The organism is Rhodococcus sp. NCIMB 12038 (genome assembly GCF_002165735.1).
Lineage (GTDB): Bacteria > Actinomycetota > Actinomycetes > Mycobacteriales > Mycobacteriaceae > Rhodococcus_F.
Genome location: NZ_NHML01000016.1, coordinates 207,212 through 228,017, shown reverse-complemented (window position 1 = coordinate 228,017; position 20,806 = coordinate 207,212). Strand labels below are relative to the sequence as shown.

The window sequence follows — 20,806 nt, the reverse complement described above, 5'->3', positions numbered from 1 at the left end:
AGCGAGGCGGCCCGGGCTTTAGTCGTGCGCCCGTTCGACGACCCAGGCGGCGACCTGGGTGCGGGAGGTGAAGCCCAGTTTCGCGAGGATGTGCTCCACGTGGCCCTGTGCGGTGCGGGGGGAGATCACCAGACGGTCGGCGATCGCCTGGTTGGTCAGGCCTTCGGCGATGAGGTCGGCGACTTGGCGTTCCCTCTTCGTCAGTTGCGCCGGCGTGTCGGTGTCGGGCGCGGAGGCGCCGGACGGTTGCTCGTGCAGGGCGTAGGCGATGGCCGCGTCGAAGCCGAGTTGTTCGCCTTTGCGCTTGGCCGCTGCGAATGCTTTGTCGCCGAGTTTCTTCCGGGCCTTCTCGGCGCATTCCTCGTGGTAGACAATCAGGTTGGAATGGATGACGGCAGAACTGCCGATCGCCCGCGCCAGCTCGTCGCCGGCGCCCAGCAGCACGGCGGCCCGGAGTGCGTCATGTTGTTCGACGCCGATCCAGGCGAGGGCCGCGAGGCAGGAGGCGACGACGCGGGGACTGCGCACCTGCTTGGTCAGCTCCAGCGCCTCGTCGAGGAGCCGGACCGCGCGATCCGCATCACCCTTCTGCCATTCGGCGATTCCCAAGGCCCACAGCGAATGAGACCGGTACATCTTCTCGCCGTACTTTTTCGTGATCGCAAGGATCCGCTCGTGGCGTTCGACGGCCTCCTCCGTCAGACCGGACAGCCCGTAGGCCGTCCCCAGCGGATACAGGGCAGCTACCGCGAGCGTTCGCTCTCCGCGTTCGCTGAACTCCGCAAATGCGGGTTCGAGGTACGAGCGGGCGCGGACGGGATCCCCACCGAGGAGGGCCAGCATTCCGTCAGCGAAGGAAACGAACGCGCGCATCATCGGGTCGCTGGTCTGGGCGGCGAGCGTGCGTCCCTCCGCCACGAGCGCGGCCCCCGTCTCGAGATCGCCCTGGACGTTGGCCATCACGCTCGCGCAGTAGATCGCCTTGGCCCACTCGCGGGTGGGTGGCCCACTCTGGAGGGCGATCAGTTCCTCGAGCCAGCGCCGACCCTCGTTGTAGATTCCCTGGGAACTCCAGAACAGGAACAGTGCGGCGGCGGTGCGGAGGCCGGCGCCGGGATCGTCGTCGACGTCGAATTCGAGGGCCTCCCGGAAATTCGGTTGCTCCCGCTTCAAGCGGGCGATCCAGTCCAGCTGGCGGGCGCTGATCCACTCCTTTTCCGAATCGAGCGCCAGCGCCTCATACCAATTCCGATGGCGGCGGCGCAAAGTCACAGTCTCACCGGTTTGTTCCAGCTTCTCGTAGCCGTACTCGCGGAGGGTCTCGAGCATCCGGAACCGGACCACCGATCCGTGCTCCTCCCGGATCAGGATCGACTTGTCGGCCAGGGATGTCAGCGTGTCCAGCAGCTCGTCCGGGCCCAGACCGGCGCCGCAGACCTGCTCGGCGGCATCGAGTTCGAAGCTGCCCGCGAACACCGCCAGCCGTCCCCACACCAGTTGTTCACCGGCGGTGCACAGTTCGAAACTCCAGTCCACCGACAACCGCAGGGTCTGTTGCCGCGTCGGGACACCCCGGCTGCCGCGGGACAGCAGGCTGTAGCGGTCGGTCAGCCGCTGCAGGATCTGCGCGGGCGACATCGCGCGCAACCGGGCAGCGGCCAATTCGATCGGCAACGGCAACCCGTCGAGACGGTGGCAGATCCCCGCCACCGCCGCCGCGTTGTCCTCGGTCAGCGCGAACCCGGGCACCGCAGCAGCGGCGCGGTCGGCGAACAACGTCACCGCATCGTATTTCGGCAACCCCCGCAACGACGGCTGCCGGCCGGGATCCGGCAAGCCCAGCGGCGGCACCCGCAACACCGCCTCTCCCCCGATGACCAGGGGTTCACGGCTGGTGGCCAGGATCCGCAACCGCGGACAGGCCCGGAGCAGGAGGCCCACGAGGTCGGCCACCGCGTCCACCATCTGCTCGCAGTTGTCGAGGACCAACAGCAGTTCCCTCGACGCGAGGAACTCGATCAACACCTCACGCAGCGGCCGCACCGACTGATCCCGCACCCCCACCGCCGCGGCGACCGCATCGACCAGCGAGGACCCGTCGCGCAGTTCGCCCAGCTCGACCAAACGCGCACCGTCGCCGTACTCGCGTTGCACCGCCGCCGCGACCCGCATCGCCAGCCGCGTCTTGCCGACGCCGCCGATCCCGGTCAGCGTCACCAGCCGAGACCCGCCGAGCAGGTTCTTCGCCTCGGTGAGCTCGTGACGGCGGCCCACGAAACTCGTCAGCTCCAGTGGGAGACTTCCCGTCGCGCCCAGCGTGGACGGGCCGTGCGACGACCGTCCGGGATGCGAGGACGGTTCCTCGCCATTGCCGTGCGCATCGGCCTCGGTGCGCAGCGCCATGTCGTCGACCGGGAGGTCGTGGTTGCGTTGTAGTTGCCGCAGTTCCTCCCCGAAGTCGGCGACGGTCGCCGGTCGCTGATCGGGCTCGCGGGACATCGCCCGGGCGATCACATCGGACACATCGTCCGGGATCCCGTGCTCCCGCAGATCCGGCACCGGTTGCGTGGTGATCCGCAGGAACTGCGCGACCACCTGCTCCCCGCTGCGGCGTTCGAACGCGGCGTGACCGGTCAGCGCACTGAACAACGTCGCCCCGAGCCCGTAGACGTCCGCGGCCGGGCTCGGCGGGTCACCGGCGAGGACCTCCGGTGCGGTGTACGCCGGGGACCCGGTGACGACGCCGGTCGCGGTCTCGAAGCCGCCGCTGATGTGCGCGATGCCGAAATCCGTCAACTCCGGCTCGCCGTAATCGGAGAGCAGGATGTTCGCAGGCTTGATATCCCGGTGCAGGATCCCGAGCCGGTGCGCCGTCTCCACCGCGCCCGCCATCTTCACCCCCACCCGCAGCGCCTCGGTCAACGGCAACGGCCCGCGGCGACGGATGAGCGCGTCGAGAGAATCCTGCGGGTGATACGGCATCACGATGTAGGGAAGACCGCTCGCGGTGGCTCCGACCTGCAGAATGTTCACGATGTTCGGATGACCGGTCATCCGGCCCATTGCCCGCTGCTCCCGGAAGAACCGGGCCTTGTTCTCCTCGTCGAGATCGACGGTGAGCACCTTCACCGCCACCGTGCGATCCAGGTCGGCCTGGGTGCAGCGGTAGACGACGCCGAAGCCGCCGTGCCCGATCTCCTGGGCGTCGTCGAAGCCGGTGCCAGCCAGCTCCGCGGCCGGGGAGGGCGGGTACCGCTGCGTGTCGAGCGGGTCACCTTCACCCATCGGACGGTCTACTCACTCCGTCGGCTCGTGCTGCCGCGCGCTGGTTCCGACGGCATGACCAGCGCGGATACAACCGTGGACTCACCTCTCGATGGCGTGCCCTCAAGGATATCGCTGACGCTGTCCGCTGCGGGCGATCCTGCGGTTGCCGGTGTGAGCCTCCCCATTTAGACAACTAGATTGATCAATTTGGTTGTACGCTTCGCTCATGATCACCGAACAGGCCACCGCGCAGGTACTTCGCGAAGCCCTGCGCCCGATCTGGCGACAGCTCACGTCGGGCAGGACGATCTCCGTGGGAAAGACAGGTGTGCTCGCGTACCTGTCGAAGCACGGACGAACGTCGGCCTCGACCCTCGCGTCGGCCGAAAAAATCACGCCCCAGGCGATCGCGACGGCCGTGCGCGAACTCGAAGGCCTCGGCCTGGTGGCGCGCACTCCCGACGAGCAAGACCGGCGCCGGATCTGGATCGAACTCACCGATGCCGGGAGGGAGAGGCTGGCCCGGGAACGGTCGGAAGGTCTGGACTGGCTGAACCACGCCATCGCGGAACGACTGACGGCCGACGAGAAGCGGACCCTCGACTCCGTCGTCCCGATTCTGCGCAAACTGGTGGACGACGCCCCCACAGGCAAGTTGGTGGACGATGCATCCACCGACTGAATCCGCGACAAGTCCCCGGTTACTGCCCGCCCTCGCCTATGCCGCCCTGACCACCGCGGTCGTCAGTTCTCTCGGCATGCTGCTGGTGCCCACGATCTCCCAGGACATGCACGTCGAGGTGAGCACCGGACAGTGGATGCTCACCGTCAACCTCCTGGTCGGGGCGATCGCCACGCCGATAATGGGCCGGCTGAGCGACGGACCCCACAAGAAGCGCCTGCTCCTGTGCTCCCTGGCGACGATTCTCGTCGGTTCGATCATCGCCGCGTCGGCTCCCAACTTCACCGTCTTCCTGATCGGACGCGCACTGCAGGGACTCACGTACGGGATCGTCCCGGTGACGATCGCGCTCGCCCGCCGCTATCTCCCCGACAGTCAGGCCCGCGTCGGCATCTCCAGCCTGTCGGTGACCGTGACCACCGGACTCGGGCTCGGCTACCCCCTGACCGGCATCCTCGCCGACCTTCTCGGTTTCCGCTTCGCCTTCTGGTTCGCAGCGCTGTTTCTGATCACCACCATCGTCGTCGTCTGGCGGGTGATTCCCGCGGGACCGGACGAGCGCGCACCTCGCTGCACTCTCGACGTCCCCGGCGCGCTGCTGGTGGGAACGGGTCTCGCGGCACTGCTCGTCGGTGTCAGCGAGGGCTCGCGGTGGGGATGGGCCTCTCCGTGGACCCTCGGATTCTTCGCCGCGGCGGCGATACTGCTGACGCTGTGGTGCGTCGTGGAACTGCGCACCGCGAATCCTCTGATCAACCTGCGGGTGCTGCGCAACGGTGACGTGCTGGTCGCGAACAGCACCGCGATCGGTCTCGGCGCCACGATGTACATCGGACTCTCGATCGGCAGCCTCATCGCCCAGGCGCCCGCCTCCACCGGATACGGCATCGCGCTGCCGCTGTTCTGGGCAGGATTCGTGATGCTTCCGCTGTCGGTGGCGAGTTTCGGCGCGAACCGACTCGTGCGCGCACTATCACAGCGGGTACGCATGAGGACGCTGCTGCTCTCCGGCGCGGGCCTCGTGACGGCCTCGAGCGTGCTCCTCTGGTTCGCCCACGACGAACTGTGGGAAATCCTGACCGGCATGTTCGGGTTCGGGATGGGAATGGGTATGACGTACGCGGCGATGCCCGCCCTGATCGCCCGCAGCGTCGCGGACACCGAACTCGGCAGCGCCGCGAGCTTCAATCAGGTGCTGCGCACCGTCGGCGGTTCGTTCGGCAGCGCCGTCGCGGGCGCGGTGCTCGCCGCGAACCTGGCGCCGGACCTGCACCCCACCGAGGGCGGGATCAAGACCGCTCTCGCCGTCGGCGCCATCGGGTGCGCCATCGTCTTCGCGGCGCTGCTCGTCAACAACGTGATGTCGCGTCCGCCGGCCCCGGCATCGGAACCGGCGGACGCCCGCGTCAGCCGGGGCTAGACACCCTCGACGACAGCGGCCATTCCCTGCCCGCCGCCGATGCACATGGTGACGAGCGCCTTGCCGCCGCCGCGCCGCTTCAACTCGTGCAGCGCGGTGGTCGTCATCCGTGCGCCCGTGGCGCCGATCGGGTGTCCGAGCGAGATGCCGGACCCGTTGACGTTGAGGCGGTCCCGGTCTTCGAAACCCCATTCCTTCAGGACCCCGAGCACCTGGCAGGCAAATGCCTCGTTCAGCTCGATCAGCGTGAAGTCGTCGAAGCTCGCACCGGTGCGGCGGAACAGCTTCGATGCGGCCGCGACCGGGCCGAGTCCCATCAGTGCCGGTTCACACCCGGCGGCGGCCCACCCGGTGAGGAAACCCATCGGCTCGAGCCCGAGTTCGTCGAGTTTGTCCTCGGCGACGACGAGCATCGACGACGCCGCGTCGTTCTGCTGACTCGCGTTGCCCGCGGTGACGACACCGTCCTTGACGACACTGCGCAGCCGCGCCAGCGACTCGGCGGTGGTGTCCGGGCGGATGCCCTCGTCACGCGCCACCACGGAGACGTTACCCTTGCGGTCGGTGATCTTCACTTCGATCACCTCGTCGTCGAACTTGCCTGCCTCCCAAGCGGCGTGGGCCTTGGCGTGGCTGCCGGCGGCGAACGCGTCGGACTCCTCGCGGCCGATTCCGCACCGCGTCGCGACGTTCTCGGCGGTCTCGATCATTCCGCTGATCTTCCCGAATCGCCATTCCGGCTGGGAACGCTCCCGGCCGCGGTCGAGGCGGTCGTAGAGGTTCAGCGATCCGGCGCGGGTGCCCCACCGGGCCCCGGTGGTGTAGTGCTCGATGTTGCTCATCGACTCGACACCACCGGCGAGGACGACGTCCGCGGCGCCGGTCTGCACCATCATCGACGCGGTCACGAGGGCCTGCAGTCCGGTGCCGCAGCGGCGGTCGGTCTGCAGTCCGGCGACGGAGATCGGCAGTCCCGCTTCGAGTGCGGCCCACCGTCCGATGCACGGGGCCTCGGAGTTGGCGTACGACTGGCCCATCGCGACGTCCTCGATGAGTTCGGGGTCGATGCCCGACCGTGCGACGGTCTCCTTGATGACGGCCGCCGCGAGGCTCTCCGCGGGTACGTCGCGCAGTCCGCCGCCGAAGCGGCCGACGGCGGTGCGGACGGGGGCGACCAGTGCTGCTCTTCGCATGTTGTTCCTCGTTTCAGGAGACCAGGACGCGGACGGTCTCGGCGACGCACGCCGGCTTGTCCTCGCCCTTGATCTCGATGGTGTACTTGACGACGACCTGCGCGCCCTGCTTCGTGTGCTCGAACGCCGCGATCTCGCCGCCGACCCGGATCGACGCCCCGACCTTCACCGGCTTCGGGAAGCGAACCTTGTTGAGGCCGTAGTTGATCGTCAGCTTCGTGCCCTCGACCCGCATCAGATCGGCCCCGAGCTTCGGCAGCAACGACAGCGTGAGGTAACCGTGGGCGATGGGGGCGCCGAACGGACCCTCGGCGGCCCGCTCGGGGTCGACGTGGATCCACTGGTGGTCGCCTGTGGCATCGGCGAACACGTTCACGCGGTCCTGCGTGATCTCGAACCAGTCACTGTGGCCGAGATGTTCGCCGACTGCGGCTTCGACGTCGTCGATGTTCTGAAATACGCGCATGAGCTCTCTTCGGGTCGGCCCGGTACCGGCAGGGTGGGGGCGGTCAGATGTTGACGTTCTCGAATACGGCTGCGATGCCCTGGCCGCCGCCGATGCACATCGTCTCGATGCCGTAGCGGGCCTGCCGGCGGTCGAGTTCCCGGACCAGATTGGCCAGGATGCGGCCGCCGGTGGCGCCGACGGGGTGGCCGAGGGAGATGCCGGATCCGTTGACATTGAACCGGTCTCGCATGTCGGACTCGTCGAACTTCCACTCCCGTGCACACGCCAGCACCTGCGCCGCGAACGCCTCGTTGATCTCGAGGAGATCGATGTCGTTCAGCGTGAGCTTCGCCCGGGTGAGGGCCTTGTCCACGGCCGGGACCGGGCCGATGCCCATCCGGTTCGGCTCCACGCCGGCGACGCCCCAGCTGACGAGCCGGGCGAACGGGCGCAGTCCGAGACGTTCGGCGTTCTCGGGGGTGGTGACGATCGCGGCTGCGGCGGCGTCGTTCTGGCCGCACGCGTTGCCGGCGGTGACGGTCGCCGCGGGGTCGACGCGCGACCGGATGGGCCGCAGCGCCGACAGCGATTCGACGGTGACGTCGCGGCGCGGGTGCTCGTCGGTGGTGTGGACGACGGGGTCCTTGCCGCGCTTGCCGGGCACCGTCACCGGGATCGTCTCGGCGTCGAACAGACCGCCGTCCTGCGCGCGGATCGCGCGGGCATGGGATTCGGCGGCGTACGCGTCCTGCTCCTCGCGGGTGATCGAGTACTCGCGGCGGAGGTTCTCCGCGGTTTCGATCATGCCGCCCTCGACGGGGAAGTTCACGCCGCCGGAGTTGGTGCGGGGCTTGGCGAGTCGATCGTGGAACTCCACCGACGCGCCCTTGACGCCCCAGCGCATCCCGGTGCTGTAGAACTCGGTCTGGCTCATCGACTCGGCGCCGCCCGCGATCACGAGGTCGCTCATCCCGGTCTGCACCTGCATGGCCGCGTAGATCACGGCCTGGAGCCCGGAGCCGCACCGGCGGTCGAGCTGGATGCCGGGCACGGTGACGTCGAGACCGGCGTCGAGCGCAGCGATCCGGCCGATGGCAGCCGCCTCACCGTTGGCGTAGCCCTGACCGAAGATGACGTCGTCGATGTCCTCGGACGTCAGCGACGTCCGCTCGATCAGGCCCTTCAGCACCGTCGACGCGAGGGTGGTGACGGGGACGTCGCGGTAGATGCCGCCGAATCCCCCGACGGGGGTGCGGACGGGTTCACAGATCACTGCGTCGTACATGGGTCAGAGCGCTTTCTTGGCTTCGCGGACGAGGCCGCCGCCGATGATCAGGCGCTGGATCTCGCTGGTGCCCTCGTACAGGCGCAGCAACCGGACCTCACGGTAGATCCGTTCCACCGGAACGTCTCTCATGTATCCGGTTCCGCCGTGGACCTGCACCGCGAGGTCGGCGACCTTGCCGACCATCTCCGTGCAGTACAGCTTCGCGACGGACGGGGAGATCCGGCGGTCCTCGCCGCTGACGTACTTCTGCGCCGCGTCCCGGACCAGCGCGCGACCCGTGGACACACCCACCTGCTGGTCGGCGAGCATGGCCTGCACCAGCTGGAAGTCGCCGATCGGGGTGCCGCCCTGCTTCGTGACCGCCGCGAAGGCGACGGACTCGTCCAGCGCACGCTGGGCGCTGCCCACCGAGAGCGCCGCGATGTGGACGCGGCCGCGGGCGAGGGACGTCATGGCGGCGCGGTAGCCGGCTTCCTCACTGCCGCCGACCAGCGCAGACTCGCCGACGACGACGTCGTCGAACGCCACCTCGGACGTCCAGGCACCCTCCTGGCCCATCTTCTTGTCCTTCGGCCCGACCACCACACCGGCGGTGTCGGCGGGGACCAGGAACACCGCGATGCCGGTGCCGGTCTCGTCGGCGGGACGGGTGCGCGCGAACACGACGAACAGATCGGCCAGCGGCGCGTTGGTGATGAACCGCTTGGTGCCGTTGATCGTCCACTTGCCGTCCTTCAGGACGGCGCGCGTGGTCAGGCCCGCCGGGTTCGATCCGGCCTCCGGTTCGGTCAGCGCGAACGACGCGACCACGTCGCCGGACGCGATGCGCTCGAGCCATTCCGACTTCTGCTCGTCCGTACCGAAGTTCACCAGAACCTGGCCGGCGATCCCGTTGTTGGTGCCGAACATCGACCGCAACGCCAGGCTCGTGTACCCGAACTCCATCGCCATTTCGACGTCCTGCGTGAGGTCGAGTCCGAGCCCGCCCCACTGCTGCGGGATCGCGTACCCGAACAGACCCATCTCCGCCGCCTTGCGGCGAATGTCGTCCGGAATCAGATCCTTTTCCGCGATTTCATTTTCCCTGGGAATTACTTCCTTCTGAATAAAGGTCCTCGTCTGCGCGAGAATGTCCTTGAAGTCTTCGTCACTCACTTCACGTTCAGCCATGAGGTGAATATCCAGCAACCGGGCCGCGCTGTCAAGCGCGCCCTCCGAACGAGAACTCGCAGCACAGAGGCTATTTATGACCCATAGGAAGAAGGCAACTGTCGGTTTCCCTCAGCGTCTTTGACCACGGCCGTCCGAGGCACTTGAATAGATGTCGACCGCCCGGATTTCATTTCGGGCATATTCGCGAACAAACAAACTCCCGGCGAGATGGAATTCGATATTCGACATGGTTGGCAGACCCGAGGATGCACTCCTCTACAAGGGCTACACCGTCGATCCGCAGGAACTCGAACAGTTGCTGCTGTCACGGCGGGGCGTTCTCGACGCCGTCGTGGTCGGCCGCTCCGTCCCCGGGGTCGGGGAGATGCCGGTCGCGTTCGTGGTGGCGGACACCGCGGCGCAGCCGACCGCCGAGGAACTGATCGAGTTCGTGGCGGCCGCGGTGCCGCCGTACAAGAAGGTGCGGGAAGTGGTGTTCGTCGACGAGTTGCCTCTGTCCCCGCGGGGTGCGGTCCTGCGGTCCGCGCTGCGCGACCGCCTGAATCCGCACGCCGAAGACGTTCGTACAACTGAGGAAGGAACACACACATGACACTTCTCGAGGGACGGGTCGCCGTCGTCACGGGCGCTGCCCAGGGCATCGGTTTCGAGATGGCCAGGAAGTTCGCGAGCGAGGGCGCATCGGTCGTCCTCGGCGACATGCACGCCGAGAACGTGAAGGGCGCCGCCGCCAAGCTCGAGGCCGACGGCTTCCAGGCCGTCGCCGTGGCCTGTGACGTGACCGATCCGGAGCAGATGCAGAACCTGGGCAAGACGGCGCTCGACAGTTTCGGCGCGATGGACGTGTGGGTCAACAACGCCGGCATCACCCGCGACGCGACGCTGCGCAAGATGTCGCTCGCCGATTTCCGCTCCGTCATCGACGTGCACCTGCAGGGCGCGTGGCTGGGCACCCAGATCGCGTCGATCGCGATGCGTGAGGCGGGCAAGGGCTCCATCGTGAACATCTCGTCGATCTCGGGCAAGGTCGGGATGGTCGGGCAAACCAACTACAGCGCCGCGAAGGCCGGCATGGTGGGCCTGACCAAGGCCGCCGCGAAGGAGGTCGCCCACCTCGGGGTCCGGGTCAACGCGATCCAGCCCGGCGTGGTCAACACCGACATGATCCGGGCCCTGCGCGCCGACATCATCGAGGCGAAGCTCAAAGAGGTCCCGATGGGCCGCGGCGCCGAGCCCGAGGAGATCGCGAACGTTGCGCTGTTCCTCGCGTCCGACCTATCCAGCTACATGACGGGCACCGTCCTCGAAGTCACCGGCGGACGTCACATCTGACAACCGGCGCGTCTCCGCGCAGTAGTCTTCACTGGTGGAGTCGCGTCACGTGGAGTACTTTCTCGCCACCGTCGACAACGACGGCCTCGCGCTCGCGGCCGAGGCCCTGGGCGTCACGAAGCCGTCGTTGTCGAAGGGGCTGCGCAATCTCGAGCGTGACCTCGGTGTCGACCTGTTCCACCGCGTCGGCCGCGGCCTGGTGCTGAGCGCGGCCGGAAAGGCGTTCGTCGGCCCTGCCCGTCAGATCGTGCGCGATCTGGTGGCCGCCGAGAGTTCGCTCGTCGACGTCTCGGGTCTGCCGCGCGGCCGCCTCGACATCTGCGCGTCGGCGCACGTCGCGGAAGGCCCTGTCACGGAACTGATCGGGTCCTTCCGCAAGCAGTATCCGGGTGTCGTCGTCCGGCTCGCCGACCTGCGTCCGGTCGACGTCGTCGCGTCGCTGATCCGGGACGGGCACTGCGAGATCGCCTTCAGTCATTTCCCTTTTTCCGCACCGGGATTGACGACGCGCGTCCTCGGAATCCACGAATACTGGTTGGTGGTTCCGCACGACGCCGAGATCGTGTGGCGAGATCCGTTCCCGCTCGACGACCTTCCGGACATTCCCGTGGTGGGCCTGCCCAAGGAGTCGTCTTCGCGCACCGTCATCGAGAAGGCGCTGCAGGCCGCGGGGAGCCGGACGACCATGTCGGCCGTCGTCGAGCAGCGGGAAGCCGTCAGCGCATTCGTCGTCGAGGGTGTCGGAATGTCGTTCATGGAACGCACCCTTGCAGAACGGGCCGCCGGCGGCGGAGCACGAATCTGCCCACTCGACCCGCCGATCACCGTCCCGTACGGGGTGATCTACGACGAGGCCAGGCTGTCGCCTGCCGGACGCGCGTTCCTCGACACGCTCGCGCCGTGAGTCTCGTCGAGCGCCGTGATGAATGCCGCCGCGGCAGGCGGAAGCGGATCCGGCCTGTGAACGATCCCGACGGAGCGCACCTCGGGCGGCGCGAGCGAGCGGACCACGACGCCCGGTAGTTCCTGCTCGGCCACGCGCCGCGGGAGCAGAGTTGCCCCCGCCCCCTGGACCACCAGTTCCCACATCGACTGGCGATGCGCACATTCGACGGCGATGTTGTTCACCGGCAGTCGTGGGCGCGAACCGATCTCGACGATCATCGGAATGTCGGCGAGCAGGCTGACGGGCACCGGATCGGGGAGTTCGATCGCCAGATCGGCGTGCAGCGCGAGCACGATCTCCTGGTCGCCCACCGTCCGGAACTCGAGGCCCTGCTGGTCGACGAGCAGTTCGGTGAGCCCGAGGTCGCACTCCCCCGACCGGACCGCGCGGCCGACGCCGTCGGGACCGTCCGCCGACACCGTGGACAGGACCACACTCGGAAACAGTCGGTGGAACCGGCCGACGAGGCGGGGAAGCGGATCGGCGGCAAGCGAATTGAGCACCGCGATCGTGAGCGTTCCGGACCGCAGTTCGGCGACGTCGTGCACGACGGCCCGCGCCCGCGCGACATCCGCGAGCACCTGGCGCGCCGCGTGCGCGAACGACGCGCCCGCCGGGGTGATCCGCAGTTTCCGTCCCCGTCGATCGAACAGTTCGACACCCAGATCGCGTTCGAGAGTGCGGATCGCCTGCGACAGCGACGGCTGCGCGATGAACAGCGCTCGCGCAGCTTCGGTGACGCTGCCGTGATCGGCCACGGCGACCAGGTATTCGGCGTCCCGGATGTCCACCACCCGAGTCTAGCGACCACGAGGTCGGGGGCCTAGACGACCTGCCGACCGTTCGCGCGGAGGCGATTCCAGTCGTCGAGGTCGTGATTGACCACCACGGTCGTGTTGGGCTGACTGCGAAGCAGTTTGAGCTTCTTCAGCGATTCGATCGCGCCGACGGTATCGGAGTCGGCAGGCATGCCGACGCAACAACTGATGTTGTCCTGGATGTGCGCGACGTCGCCGGACAGGACCAGCGTGCTGCCGTCCGGCAGGCGGAGTTTCAGCCCGAGCGAACCCGGCGTGTGTCCGGGCATCGAGAGCACGACGACGCTGCCGTCCCCGAACACGTCGTGGTCGTATCCCGCAGGCACTTCGCACCAGTCGATCCGATCGGCCGCGTCGAGGTCTTCCTGCCGAAAGGGAGGGCACGCTCGGCCGGGAATTCGATCATGAACAGTTCCGCGAGCGGGCCGTAGGTGGACGCGGGATCGCCTGCACCGGCGAGGCCTGTGTCGAAGAGGAGCAGTCCGTGCTCCGCGTGCTCGATCAGGAACGAGGGCGAGGGCAGCGACACCAGTTCACCGCCCGCACCGAGGATCATGATGCTTTTGTCGACTTTCAGCATCGGTGCGTCGAGCGCCCACAAATGCTTGATGGTGCCGGAACTGGCCACGTCGTGCCTCTTCGCAAAGGGGAAGTCGCGGCACCGTGTGAGCCGCGTCACGCATGATATACAAAGCACCGTGCATCACAAGCCGTTTTATATATTCTGTACTATGTACTCATAGTGTGGGGACCAGCCGGAGGTAACAGATGACATCGACCACGGGTGCTCAGGCACTGAAAGAACTCGTCGAGCCGGAACGACTCCTGATCGACGGTTCCTGGGTACCTGCGGCCGAGGGTGCGTCGTTCCCCGCGATCGATCCCGGCACCGGAGAACAGGTGGCCCGGGTGGCCGAAGGCACCGAGGCCGACGTCGACGCCGCGGTGGCCGCCGCGCGCCGCTCCTTCGACGACGGGCGCTGGCTGCGACTGTCGGGCCAGCAGCGGTCGCTGATCCTGTGGCGCATCGCCGACCTGCTGGAGAGCCGGGCCGACGACGTCGCCGCGCTGGAGAGCATGGACGCCGGCATGCCGGTCTCCCAGGCGCGACTCATGGTCGTTGAGGCCGTCAATCAGTTCCGGTACTTCGCCGGCTGGGCAGACAAGGTCGAGGGTAAGAGCGTCGAGATCGGCCCTGCCGAAATGCGATTCCAGGGATACACCCGCAAGGAAGCGGTCGGTGTGGCCGCACTGATCGTGCCGTGGAACGCGCCCGTGGTCGCGACCGCGCAGAAGCTGGCTCCGGCGCTCGCTGCCGGATGCTCGTGTGTGCTCAAGCCCTCCGAGGAGGCGTCCCTCAGCGCGCTCGCCGTCGGCCGACTGCTCCTCGACGCCGGATTGCCGCCCGGCGTCGTCAACGTCGTCACCGGATTCGGGCCGCGGGTCGGTGCTCCGCTCGCCGCGCACCCCGGCGTCGACAAGGTGAGTTTCACCGGGTCGACGCAGGTCGGCAGGCAGATCGTGCACGCCGCCGCGGGAAACCTCAAGAAGGTGTCGCTCGAACTCGGCGGCAAGTCGGCGATGATCGTGCTGCCGGACGCGGATCTGGACAGCGTGATCCCCGGCGTCGCCACCGGAATCTTCTGGAACTCCGGCCAGATCTGCACCTCCGGATCCCGGCTGTTCGTCCACCGGGACATCGCCGACGAGGTGGCCGACGGGGTCGCCGAGTTCGGCCGAAACCTGAAGGTCGGCTACGGGACCGACCCGGACGCCGACCTCGGACCCCTCGTCTCGGAGCGGCACCTCGACCGGGTGCACGGGTACGTCGAGAGCGGCGTCGCGGCCGGGGCACGGGTTGTCGCCGGCGGCAACCGGATCGGTGACACCGGCTACTTCTACGAGCCGACTGTGGTGGTCGACGCCGACCCGTCGATGGCGATGATCCGCGAAGAGATCTTCGGCCCCGTGCTCGGCGTCGTGAAGTTCACCGACCTCGACGACGCCGTCGCCGCCGCCAACGACACCGAGTACGGCCTCGCGGGCAGCGTCTGGACGAACGACGTCGCCCGCGCCCACTCGATCGCACATCGGCTGCGGGCGAGCCGAATCGGCATCAACGTCCACCGCGCGGGCGGTGTGCAGATGCCGGTCGGCGGATACAAGCAGTCCGGCTGGGGCCGCGAGAACGGCGCCGAGGCGCTCGCCGAGTACCTCGAGACGAAGTCCGTGGTCACCCGGCTCGCCGACTGACACGAGCACATCCCATTCACCAACCCCAAGGAGAAGCATGAGAACTCGCGGCGCAGTCATCCGGCAGGTCCCCGGCGAACTGGAGGTGATCGACCTCGAACTGGAAGATCCCCGCGACGACGAGGTTCAGGTCAAGCTCGTCGCGAGCGGCATGTGCCACTCCGACGACCACCACGTCACCGGGGACATCCCCGTCGGCATGTACCCGTTCGCGCTCGGTCACGAGGGCGCGGGCATCGTGACGAAGGCGTCCCCCAACTACAAGGGAATCAAGGTCGGCGACCACGTCGTCTTCTCCGCGATCCCGTCCTGCGGCCATTGCCGCTGGTGCTCGAGCAACCTGCAGAGCCTCTGCAATCTCGCCGCAGGCATCCTCGCAGGCCCGCGCTGGACGGACGGGACGTTCCGGGTGCGGACGACCGACGGGACCCCGGTCGGGCAGATGTGCGGCATCTCCACGTTTCTCGAGACGACGACGGTCTCCATCAACTCGGTCGTCAAGATCGACAAGGACATTCCGCTCGACAAGGCCTGCCTCGTCGGATGTGGCGTGAGCACCGGCTGGGGATCGGCCGTGAACCTCGGCAACGTCGAACCCGGGCACACCGTCATCGTGATGGGCATCGGCGGACTCGGCTCCGCCGCACTGCAGGGTGCCCGGCACGCCGGCGCGTCGCACGTCATCGCCGTCGACCCCGTCGCCTTCAAGCGGGACAGCGCCAAGACGTTCGGTGCCACCCACGCCGTCGCGACCGTCGAGGAGGGAGCCGAACTCGCCAAGCAGTACACCAACGGTCAGGGCGCGGACGCCCTCGTCATCACCGTCGGTGTGCTCGAACCCGAGCACGTCGCCCAGGCACTCGCCTCGGTCCGCAAGGCGGGCACCGTCGTCGTCACCGCCGTCGGCGAGCATTCCCGGGTCGGTCTTCCGATTCCGGTCGCCGACCTCACCCTCTCCCAGAAGCGCCTGCAGGGCTGCGTCTTCGGTTCGACGAACGGCACGTGGGACGTCAATCGGCTGCTGAACATGTACAGGGCCGGACAGCTCAACCTCGACGACATGGTCACGCGCACCTACCGGCTCGACGAGATCAACCAGGGATACCAGGACCTGAAGGACGGCAAGAACATCCGCGGCGTCATCCTGTTCGACTGACCACCCGCACACACGGAAGGGCCGCTCGGGATCTCCCGAGCGGCCCTTCTTCGTCCTGTGCCTACTCGGTAACGGCGAGCGCCGGGGACGTCCGGCTCGGCTCACCGACGACCTGGCCCCGGGTGATGCGGGTGAGGGCGATCGCCGCGACGGCCGCGAGCACGAGGGGCACGATGACCGCGAGGTACATCGCGCGCGGTGTCATGACGCTGAGCGCGTATCCGGCGACGATCGGCGACAGAATGGCCCCTCCGCGGGCCACGCCCATCATCGCTCCGTAGCCCTTGGCGCGCGCGAGCACGGGGTACGCCGCCGTCGACGTGGAGGTGAACCCGGACATGGCCGCGAAGGTGCCTGCGCCGAGAAGCCCGGCCATGGCCAGTGCAAACGGTCCCTGCAGCGTGAGTGCGAACCCGGCAATTGCCACGGCGGACACGGCCGAGGTGATCACCGCGATCCGCGCGCCGGGGAACCGCAGCCCGAACGCACCGAACAGGCATCCTCCGACCACCGCACCGAAGCTGATCATGATGCCGGCCAGCGCACCGCTCCCCGCGTCACCACTGGCGTCCTTGATCAGTTGAGGCGTCCACGTGCCGACGAAGTAGTACCCGGCGGTGAGGATCGAGTATCCGAACGTCAGGAGGAGTGTGCGCGATCGCAGTTCCCGGCCGAGCAGACGGACCTCGCTCTGCGGCGCGGGGATCGCCTGGTCGGGTGCCGTCTTCGTTCCCTTGCGGGCCAGAAAGTCGTCCGATTCGCGGAGGAAGGCGGCGGTCACCACGAACGGCAGGACGCCCAGCGCGGCGCCGATCCAGAACATGCCCTGCCACGCCCCGCCTGCCAGTGCCACGAGTCCGGCGCCCGCGAAGCCCGCGAGTGTCGTACCGAGCGGATAGCCGACCATGACCAGGCCGAGCGCCACACTTCGCCGGTTGGGCGGGACGACCTCCTGGCAGAGGACGATGATGACGACGCTGATCGTGCCGATCGCGATGCCGGTGACGAAGCGGGTCACCAGGAGCATCGCGAAACCGTTCGACAGCGCCGACGCGGTCAGGCCCAGGGTGTTGGCCGCGAGGCCGACCAACAGGATGCGCCGCCTGCCGATGACGTCCGCGAAGCGGGCGAGGCCGATCGCGCCGACCGCCATCCCGGCGAGGGCGGCACTGATCAGGTAGCCCTTCTCCGGGTTGGTCGCGAAGCCCTCCGGCAGGTGCGGCATCGCGAAACCCATCACGAGGACGTCGTATCCGTCCAGCATGTTCAGGAACATGCAGAAGACCACGGATGCAATCTGATACGGGCGCATCCCCACGCGCGACGCCCAACCCTTCGTTGTGCTCATAGGTCCCTCTCGCTCGTAGCACCGACAGTCGGTGCGACACAGATCACACTCAAAACAATATATGATGTGTCGTGGATTATGTCGACTCCGAATTGTGATCGATCCGACTGCGAGAAATTGCGGCGGAGGGTACGAGCGCCCCCGCGGCCGGGAATCGGGTATTTCCGGGCGCGGCTCCGGGCTGCAGTCGACCACGCGGGCGCGGATGGTACATTATGTCGAGTCTTTCGAATCCGGGAAGGTGCGACCGACGATGCCCCTGAATGACAGGTCAAGACGACAGCAACTGCCCGAGGAAGTTGCCACGTACGTCCGCGAGATGATCATCTCCGGCGAGGTGCGTGCCGGCGACTTCCTCCGCATCGAGCGGATCGCCGAAGCCGTGGGAGTCAGCACCACACCCGTCCGTGAGGGGCTCCTCGCCCTTCGCAGCGAAGGCTTCGTGGAGATGGTCCCCCGCCGCGGCTTCGTGGTGGCCCCGTTCACGAAGCAGGACGTGCGTGATCTGTTCTGGGCCCAGGCTCAGCTGGCCGCCGAACTGGCCGCACGCGCCGCGAAGAACATCACGCCCCAGCAGATCGCCGAGCTCGAGGGAATCCTGAAGGAGCACGAGGACGCCATCGCGCAGGGCGACACCGAGCGCATCTCGTCCCTCGGGCACGCGTTCCACCGAAAGATCAACCTGATCGCGGACTCGCCACGTCTCGCCCGCCTCCTCGGGTCCGTCGTCACGAATCTTCCGAATCGCTTCTACGCCACCATCGAGGGCCACATCACCACGACCCAGGAGGAACACCCCCTCCTGCTCGATGCGTTGAAGAAGCACGCAGGCAAGAGGGCGAAGACGATCATGGAGTCGCACATCCTGGACGGCGCCGATCACCTGATCGACGAACTCGAGCAGCGCGGGCTGTGGGATACCGATGCCGAGGCCAACGCGGGCTGATCGCCCACTTCCTCGCACCATTCAGCTGTTCACGACAGCCCGGCGCACCCGGCCGACGAGAAAGGCCCGACTACTTCGAGCGCCGTAGCCGCTCATCTTGGTGCCGCCGAATGGCGCGTGACAATCTGCGCAAGACGAGGGTCGGGACTGCCCCGAGTCGCTCGAGACACGCTCGATGCCCCAGGAGTTTCGATGCCCACTCGCGGTGAGTCGATGATCGAGCGGGTCGTCGAGGTGCTCGAGGCGTTCAAGGGCGCGGGCGGCCCCTTGACGGCGTCGGAGATCGCGCGCAGGACCGCGATCCCGATGCCGTCGGCGCATCGGATCGTGGCCGAACTCGTCGACGTGGGTTTCCTCGAACGTGATCCCGACCGCAGGCTGCGGATCGGCACGCGACTGTGGGAGGTGGTGGCCCGGTCGTCGAGTGCCCTCACGCTCCGGGAAGTCGCCCTCCCGTACATGGAGGACCTGCGGTCCGCGGTGCAGGCCCCCACCCTGCTGTCGGTGCTCGACCGCAACGACGTCCTCAACCTGGAAACGCTGACGACGCGGCAACCGGGTGTCACCAACGTGACTCGGCCGGGTGTGCGGCTTCCCGCGCTGGCATCGTCCCCGGGCATCGTGCTGGTGGCGTTCGCTTCACCGGAGGTGCGGGAGCACATCCTCGCTACCGGCAGGATCACCCGATTCACCGAGCACACCGTCGTCGACCGGACCGAACTACTGCGGATCGTGAACGAGACCCGGCGCACCGGCTACGTCGTCGCCCGCCGCTGGATCTCCCCCGACTCGACGGCGGTCGCCGTGCCGATCCTCGCCGACGACGGCACCGCGATCGGCGCGCTGTCGGTCACCACCGCGTTCGACACCGAGGCGCCCTCGACCCTGCTGCCCGCGCTGCACGCCACCGCTCTCGGCATCTCCCGCGCGACGCGCACCGCCGACGTCCCACGGCTGGCGCTGCTGAAGCAGCAGATCCGGCACGCGACCGAGGTGCCCTGACCGGACTCGTGTTCTCGGTAGGCGAGAATCCCTCTATCCCCGAGCCGGGACATGCGCGACCTTCTGACATGAACCGGGACGCCGACTTGCGTTGCCGACAGCGACATCTCGACGCGGAAGAGGGACGACATGACGAAGTTCGCGATCCAGAACTCGGAAGATCCGATGAGCACCCTGTGCCGGATGGCGGTGCAGACCGACTACGACGATCTCCCCGCCGAGGTCGTCCGGCATGCCAAGCACACCCTGCTGGACTGTATGGCCGTGATGATCGGCGGCTCCGGGATGGACGGAATTCCGGCGATCGTGGATCTGGTCAAGGACAAGGGCGGCGCACCGCAGTCGGTCCTGCCGTTCTACGGTGGCCGCGTTCCCGCAGCGGAGGCGGCGCTGGCGCTCGGCCCGATGCCCCGCGCGATGGACTGCGGCGATCTTCACGAAGAAGCAGGGCACATCAGCGAATACATCGTGGCCAGTCTGCTGGCGGCCACCGGGCTGCGGCCGGAAGTCACGGGGAAGGAATTCCTGACGGCGCTGGTCGTCGGGCAGGAGACGCTGATCCGGGTGGGCTCGGCGTATAAGGTCATCAGTACCGCCGTGAAGTCCCACGATTGCGGCGGCCACTACATCTTCGGGGCCGTCGCGGCCGTCGGCAAACTCCTCGGCTTCTCCCAGGAGCTGCTCGAGAATGCCCAGGGCATCGCCCGCACGATGACGCAGCCCCACACGATGGCCATCTACGCACCGGCCACCCTGATGGTCCGGGTGCACCACGGCCTCGTCTGCCAATCGGCGATTACCGCCTGCCTCCTCGCGGAGAAGGGCATCACCGGCCCCCGCCGGGAGGTGCTGACCGGCCCCAACGGATACCTGCGTACGGCCCGCTGGGAGACGGATCCCGAGCTACTCACCCGGGATCTGGGCGAGCGCTGGGAGACGACGAACATCACCACCAAGGGGTACAGCGCCTGCTACTTCTCGCACTCCTCCATCGACGGCATCCTGGATCAGATGCGCACGCACGGCTTCGGCCCCGACGACATCGCCACCGTCCACATCGACGTCTCCACCTCCGGCTGGCGGGCCGTGTGCGAACCGACCGACGTGAAGTGGCACCCACGGACGGTCCCCGAATGTCAGTTCAGCCTCCCGTACGCCGTCGCGACCGCCGCGATCGACAAGAGTGTCTTCGTCCAGTCCTACACGGACCAGGCACGGCAACGTGAGGACGTCCGGGAGCTGATGTCGAGGATCTCCGCCGCCGAGGACCCGTCCGTGTCGGACTGGGGCGCGCGGCTCACGACCACGCTGCGCGACGGCCGCACGATCACCACCGAACACGTCTACGTCAAGGGGCACCCGAACAACCCGTTCAGCGAGCAGGACTTTGTCGACAAGTTTCGCAAGTGCGTGCCGTACTCGGTGCATCCGCTGGCCGAGCAGGTGGTCGACACCATGATTCACGACGTGCTGTACCTGGACAAGGTGGACGACGTCGTCGCCACCCTGCTCCTGCCGCTGACACCCTGACCCT

The 20,806-nt window shown here is 67.7% G+C and carries 19 protein-coding genes; 10 read left to right on the top strand and 9 right to left on the bottom strand.

Going from position 1 to position 20,806, the window contains the following annotated elements; translation table 11 throughout:
- Positions 1 to 18 precede the first annotated feature (18 nt).
- Positions 19 to 3,285: a protein kinase gene (locus CA951_RS24985; RefSeq protein ID WP_087559380.1), complete on the bottom strand. Its 3,267-nt coding sequence runs from the start codon at positions 3,283 to 3,285 to the stop codon at positions 19 to 21.
- 208 nt (positions 3,286 to 3,493) lie between these two features.
- On the opposite strand from CA951_RS24985, the gene CA951_RS24980 reads away from it, so the two are divergent.
- Together CA951_RS24980 and CA951_RS24975 are read left to right on the top strand one after the other, a co-directional pair.
- Positions 3,494 to 3,949, top strand: a complete 456-nt coding sequence (locus tag CA951_RS24980) for a MarR family winged helix-turn-helix transcriptional regulator (RefSeq protein WP_087559379.1) — start codon at positions 3,494 to 3,496, stop codon at positions 3,947 to 3,949.
- Positions 3,933 to 5,369 (top strand): MFS transporter, encoded by a 1,437-nt coding sequence (locus tag CA951_RS24975; RefSeq protein WP_087559378.1) that lies wholly within the window; start codon positions 3,933 to 3,935, stop codon positions 5,367 to 5,369. Before CA951_RS24980 ends, CA951_RS24975 begins: the two co-directional genes overlap by 17 nt.
- Here CA951_RS24975 and CA951_RS24970 read toward each other — a convergent pair.
- From CA951_RS24970 to CA951_RS24955, 4 genes are read right to left on the bottom strand one after another with little or no spacing between them, the layout of a single operon-like run.
- On the bottom strand, positions 5,366 to 6,562 hold the full coding sequence (locus CA951_RS24970; protein ID WP_087559377.1) for an acetyl-CoA C-acetyltransferase: 1,197 nt from the start codon (positions 6,560 to 6,562) through the stop codon (positions 5,366 to 5,368). The two genes, CA951_RS24975 and CA951_RS24970, sit on opposite strands and share 4 nt — an antisense overlap.
- 13 nt (positions 6,563 to 6,575) lie before the next feature.
- Entirely contained in the window at positions 6,576 to 7,028 is a 453-nt protein-coding gene (locus CA951_RS24965) for a MaoC family dehydratase (protein WP_087559376.1), read from the bottom strand.
- 43 nt (positions 7,029 to 7,071) lie between these two features.
- A complete protein-coding gene (locus tag CA951_RS24960; RefSeq protein WP_087559375.1) occupies positions 7,072 to 8,295 on the bottom strand; it encodes an acetyl-CoA C-acetyltransferase in 1,224 nt (407 codons plus the stop codon).
- Between the two features lie 3 nt (positions 8,296 to 8,298).
- Positions 8,299 to 9,468 (bottom strand): acyl-CoA dehydrogenase family protein, encoded by a 1,170-nt coding sequence (locus CA951_RS24955; protein ID WP_087559374.1) that lies wholly within the window; start codon positions 9,466 to 9,468, stop codon positions 8,299 to 8,301.
- A gap of 229 nt (positions 9,469 to 9,697) precedes the next feature.
- Between CA951_RS24955 and CA951_RS24950 the strand changes: the two genes are divergently transcribed.
- The 3 genes from CA951_RS24950 to CA951_RS24940 are packed head-to-tail and all read left to right on the top strand — an operon-like array spanning position 9,698 to position 11,707.
- Entirely contained in the window at positions 9,698 to 10,063 is a 366-nt protein-coding gene (locus CA951_RS24950; protein WP_087559373.1) for a 4-coumarate--CoA ligase, read from the top strand.
- Complete coding sequence (gene fabG / locus CA951_RS24945) at positions 10,060 to 10,803, top strand: 3-oxoacyl-ACP reductase FabG (RefSeq protein ID WP_087559372.1); 744 nt, start codon at positions 10,060 to 10,062, stop codon at positions 10,801 to 10,803. Before CA951_RS24950 ends, fabG begins: the two co-directional genes overlap by 4 nt.
- Before the next feature lie 34 nt (positions 10,804 to 10,837).
- The gene (locus CA951_RS24940; RefSeq protein WP_087559371.1) at positions 10,838 to 11,707 is read left to right on the top strand and encodes a LysR family transcriptional regulator; all 870 of its coding nucleotides are present in this window, start codon (positions 10,838 to 10,840) and stop codon (positions 11,705 to 11,707) included.
- Here CA951_RS24940 and CA951_RS24935 read toward each other — a convergent pair.
- The 3 genes from CA951_RS24935 to CA951_RS44470 are packed head-to-tail and all read right to left on the bottom strand — an operon-like array spanning position 11,647 to position 13,195.
- On the bottom strand, positions 11,647 to 12,540 hold the full coding sequence (locus CA951_RS24935; protein WP_087559407.1) for a LysR family transcriptional regulator: 894 nt from the start codon (positions 12,538 to 12,540) through the stop codon (positions 11,647 to 11,649). The genes CA951_RS24940 and CA951_RS24935 overlap by 61 nt on opposite strands.
- Positions 12,541 to 12,572: 32 nt before the next feature.
- Positions 12,573 to 12,836 carry a hypothetical protein gene (locus tag CA951_RS44475; protein ID WP_256974063.1) on the bottom strand — a complete coding sequence of 88 codons (264 nt, stop codon included), beginning with the start codon at positions 12,834 to 12,836 and terminating at the stop codon, positions 12,573 to 12,575.
- Positions 12,803 to 13,195 carry a hypothetical protein gene (locus CA951_RS44470; protein ID WP_256974062.1) on the bottom strand — a complete coding sequence of 131 codons (393 nt, stop codon included), beginning with the start codon at positions 13,193 to 13,195 and terminating at the stop codon, positions 12,803 to 12,805. The genes CA951_RS44475 and CA951_RS44470 overlap by 34 nt, the downstream gene beginning before the upstream one ends.
- A 140-nt stretch (positions 13,196 to 13,335) precedes the next feature.
- Here CA951_RS44470 and CA951_RS24925 point away from each other — a divergent pair, with 140 nt between their 5' ends.
- Positions 13,336 to 14,820: an aldehyde dehydrogenase gene (locus CA951_RS24925; protein WP_087559370.1), complete on the top strand. Its 1,485-nt coding sequence runs from the start codon at positions 13,336 to 13,338 to the stop codon at positions 14,818 to 14,820.
- 37 nt (positions 14,821 to 14,857) lie between these two features.
- Positions 14,858 to 15,976, top strand: a complete 1,119-nt coding sequence (locus CA951_RS24920; protein WP_087559369.1) for an NDMA-dependent alcohol dehydrogenase — start codon at positions 14,858 to 14,860, stop codon at positions 15,974 to 15,976.
- 61 nt (positions 15,977 to 16,037) lie between these two features.
- Here the strand turns inward: CA951_RS24920 and CA951_RS24915 are convergent, their stop codons facing one another.
- Positions 16,038 to 17,324 carry an MFS transporter gene (locus CA951_RS24915; protein ID WP_087559368.1) on the bottom strand — a complete coding sequence of 429 codons (1,287 nt, stop codon included), beginning with the start codon at positions 17,322 to 17,324 and terminating at the stop codon, positions 16,038 to 16,040.
- Positions 17,325 to 17,577: 253 nt separating this feature from the next.
- Between CA951_RS24915 and CA951_RS24910 the strand changes: the two genes are divergently transcribed.
- From CA951_RS24910 to CA951_RS24900, 3 genes are all read left to right on the top strand, one after another.
- Positions 17,578 to 18,270, top strand: coding sequence for a GntR family transcriptional regulator (locus CA951_RS24910; protein ID WP_179220302.1), 693 nt, complete (start codon positions 17,578 to 17,580; stop codon positions 18,268 to 18,270).
- 192 nt (positions 18,271 to 18,462) lie between these two features.
- On the top strand, positions 18,463 to 19,272 hold the full coding sequence (locus CA951_RS24905; protein WP_256974061.1) for an IclR family transcriptional regulator: 810 nt from the start codon (positions 18,463 to 18,465) through the stop codon (positions 19,270 to 19,272).
- Between the two features lie 129 nt (positions 19,273 to 19,401).
- A complete protein-coding gene (locus CA951_RS24900) occupies positions 19,402 to 20,802 on the top strand; it encodes an MmgE/PrpD family protein (protein WP_087559366.1) in 1,401 nt (466 codons plus the stop codon).
- The last annotated feature ends 4 nt before the right edge of the window (positions 20,803 to 20,806 follow it).

Bases quoted from the DNA above. Each gene is read 5' to 3' on its own strand.
- CA951_RS24985 (WP_087559380.1), bottom strand. From the start codon at position 3,285: ATGGGTGAAGGTGACCCGCTCGACACGCAGCGGTACCCGCCCTCCCCG.
- CA951_RS24980 (WP_087559379.1), top strand. From the start codon at position 3,494: ATGATCACCGAACAGGCCACCGCGCAGGTACTTCGCGAAGCCCTGCGC.
- CA951_RS24975 (WP_087559378.1), top strand. From the start codon at position 3,933: ATGCATCCACCGACTGAATCCGCGACAAGTCCCCGGTTACTGCCCGCC.
- CA951_RS24970 (WP_087559377.1), bottom strand. From the start codon at position 6,562: ATGCGAAGAGCAGCACTGGTCGCCCCCGTCCGCACCGCCGTCGGCCGC.
- CA951_RS24965 (WP_087559376.1), bottom strand. From the start codon at position 7,028: ATGCGCGTATTTCAGAACATCGACGACGTCGAAGCCGCAGTCGGCGAA.
- CA951_RS24960 (WP_087559375.1), bottom strand. From the start codon at position 8,295: ATGTACGACGCAGTGATCTGTGAACCCGTCCGCACCCCCGTCGGGGGA.
- CA951_RS24955 (WP_087559374.1), bottom strand. From the start codon at position 9,468: ATGGCTGAACGTGAAGTGAGTGACGAAGACTTCAAGGACATTCTCGCG.
- CA951_RS24950 (WP_087559373.1), top strand. From the start codon at position 9,698: ATGGTTGGCAGACCCGAGGATGCACTCCTCTACAAGGGCTACACCGTC.
- fabG (WP_087559372.1), top strand. From the start codon at position 10,060: ATGACACTTCTCGAGGGACGGGTCGCCGTCGTCACGGGCGCTGCCCAG.
- CA951_RS44475 (WP_256974063.1), bottom strand. From the start codon at position 12,836: ATGCCCGGACACACGCCGGGTTCGCTCGGGCTGAAACTCCGCCTGCCG.
- CA951_RS24925 (WP_087559370.1), top strand. From the start codon at position 13,336: ATGACATCGACCACGGGTGCTCAGGCACTGAAAGAACTCGTCGAGCCG.
- CA951_RS24920 (WP_087559369.1), top strand. From the start codon at position 14,858: ATGAGAACTCGCGGCGCAGTCATCCGGCAGGTCCCCGGCGAACTGGAG.
- CA951_RS24915 (WP_087559368.1), bottom strand. From the start codon at position 17,324: ATGAGCACAACGAAGGGTTGGGCGTCGCGCGTGGGGATGCGCCCGTAT.
- CA951_RS24910 (WP_179220302.1), top strand. From the start codon at position 17,578: ATGCCCCTGAATGACAGGTCAAGACGACAGCAACTGCCCGAGGAAGTT.
- CA951_RS24905 (WP_256974061.1), top strand. From the start codon at position 18,463: ATGCCCACTCGCGGTGAGTCGATGATCGAGCGGGTCGTCGAGGTGCTC.
- CA951_RS24900 (WP_087559366.1), top strand. From the start codon at position 19,402: ATGACGAAGTTCGCGATCCAGAACTCGGAAGATCCGATGAGCACCCTG.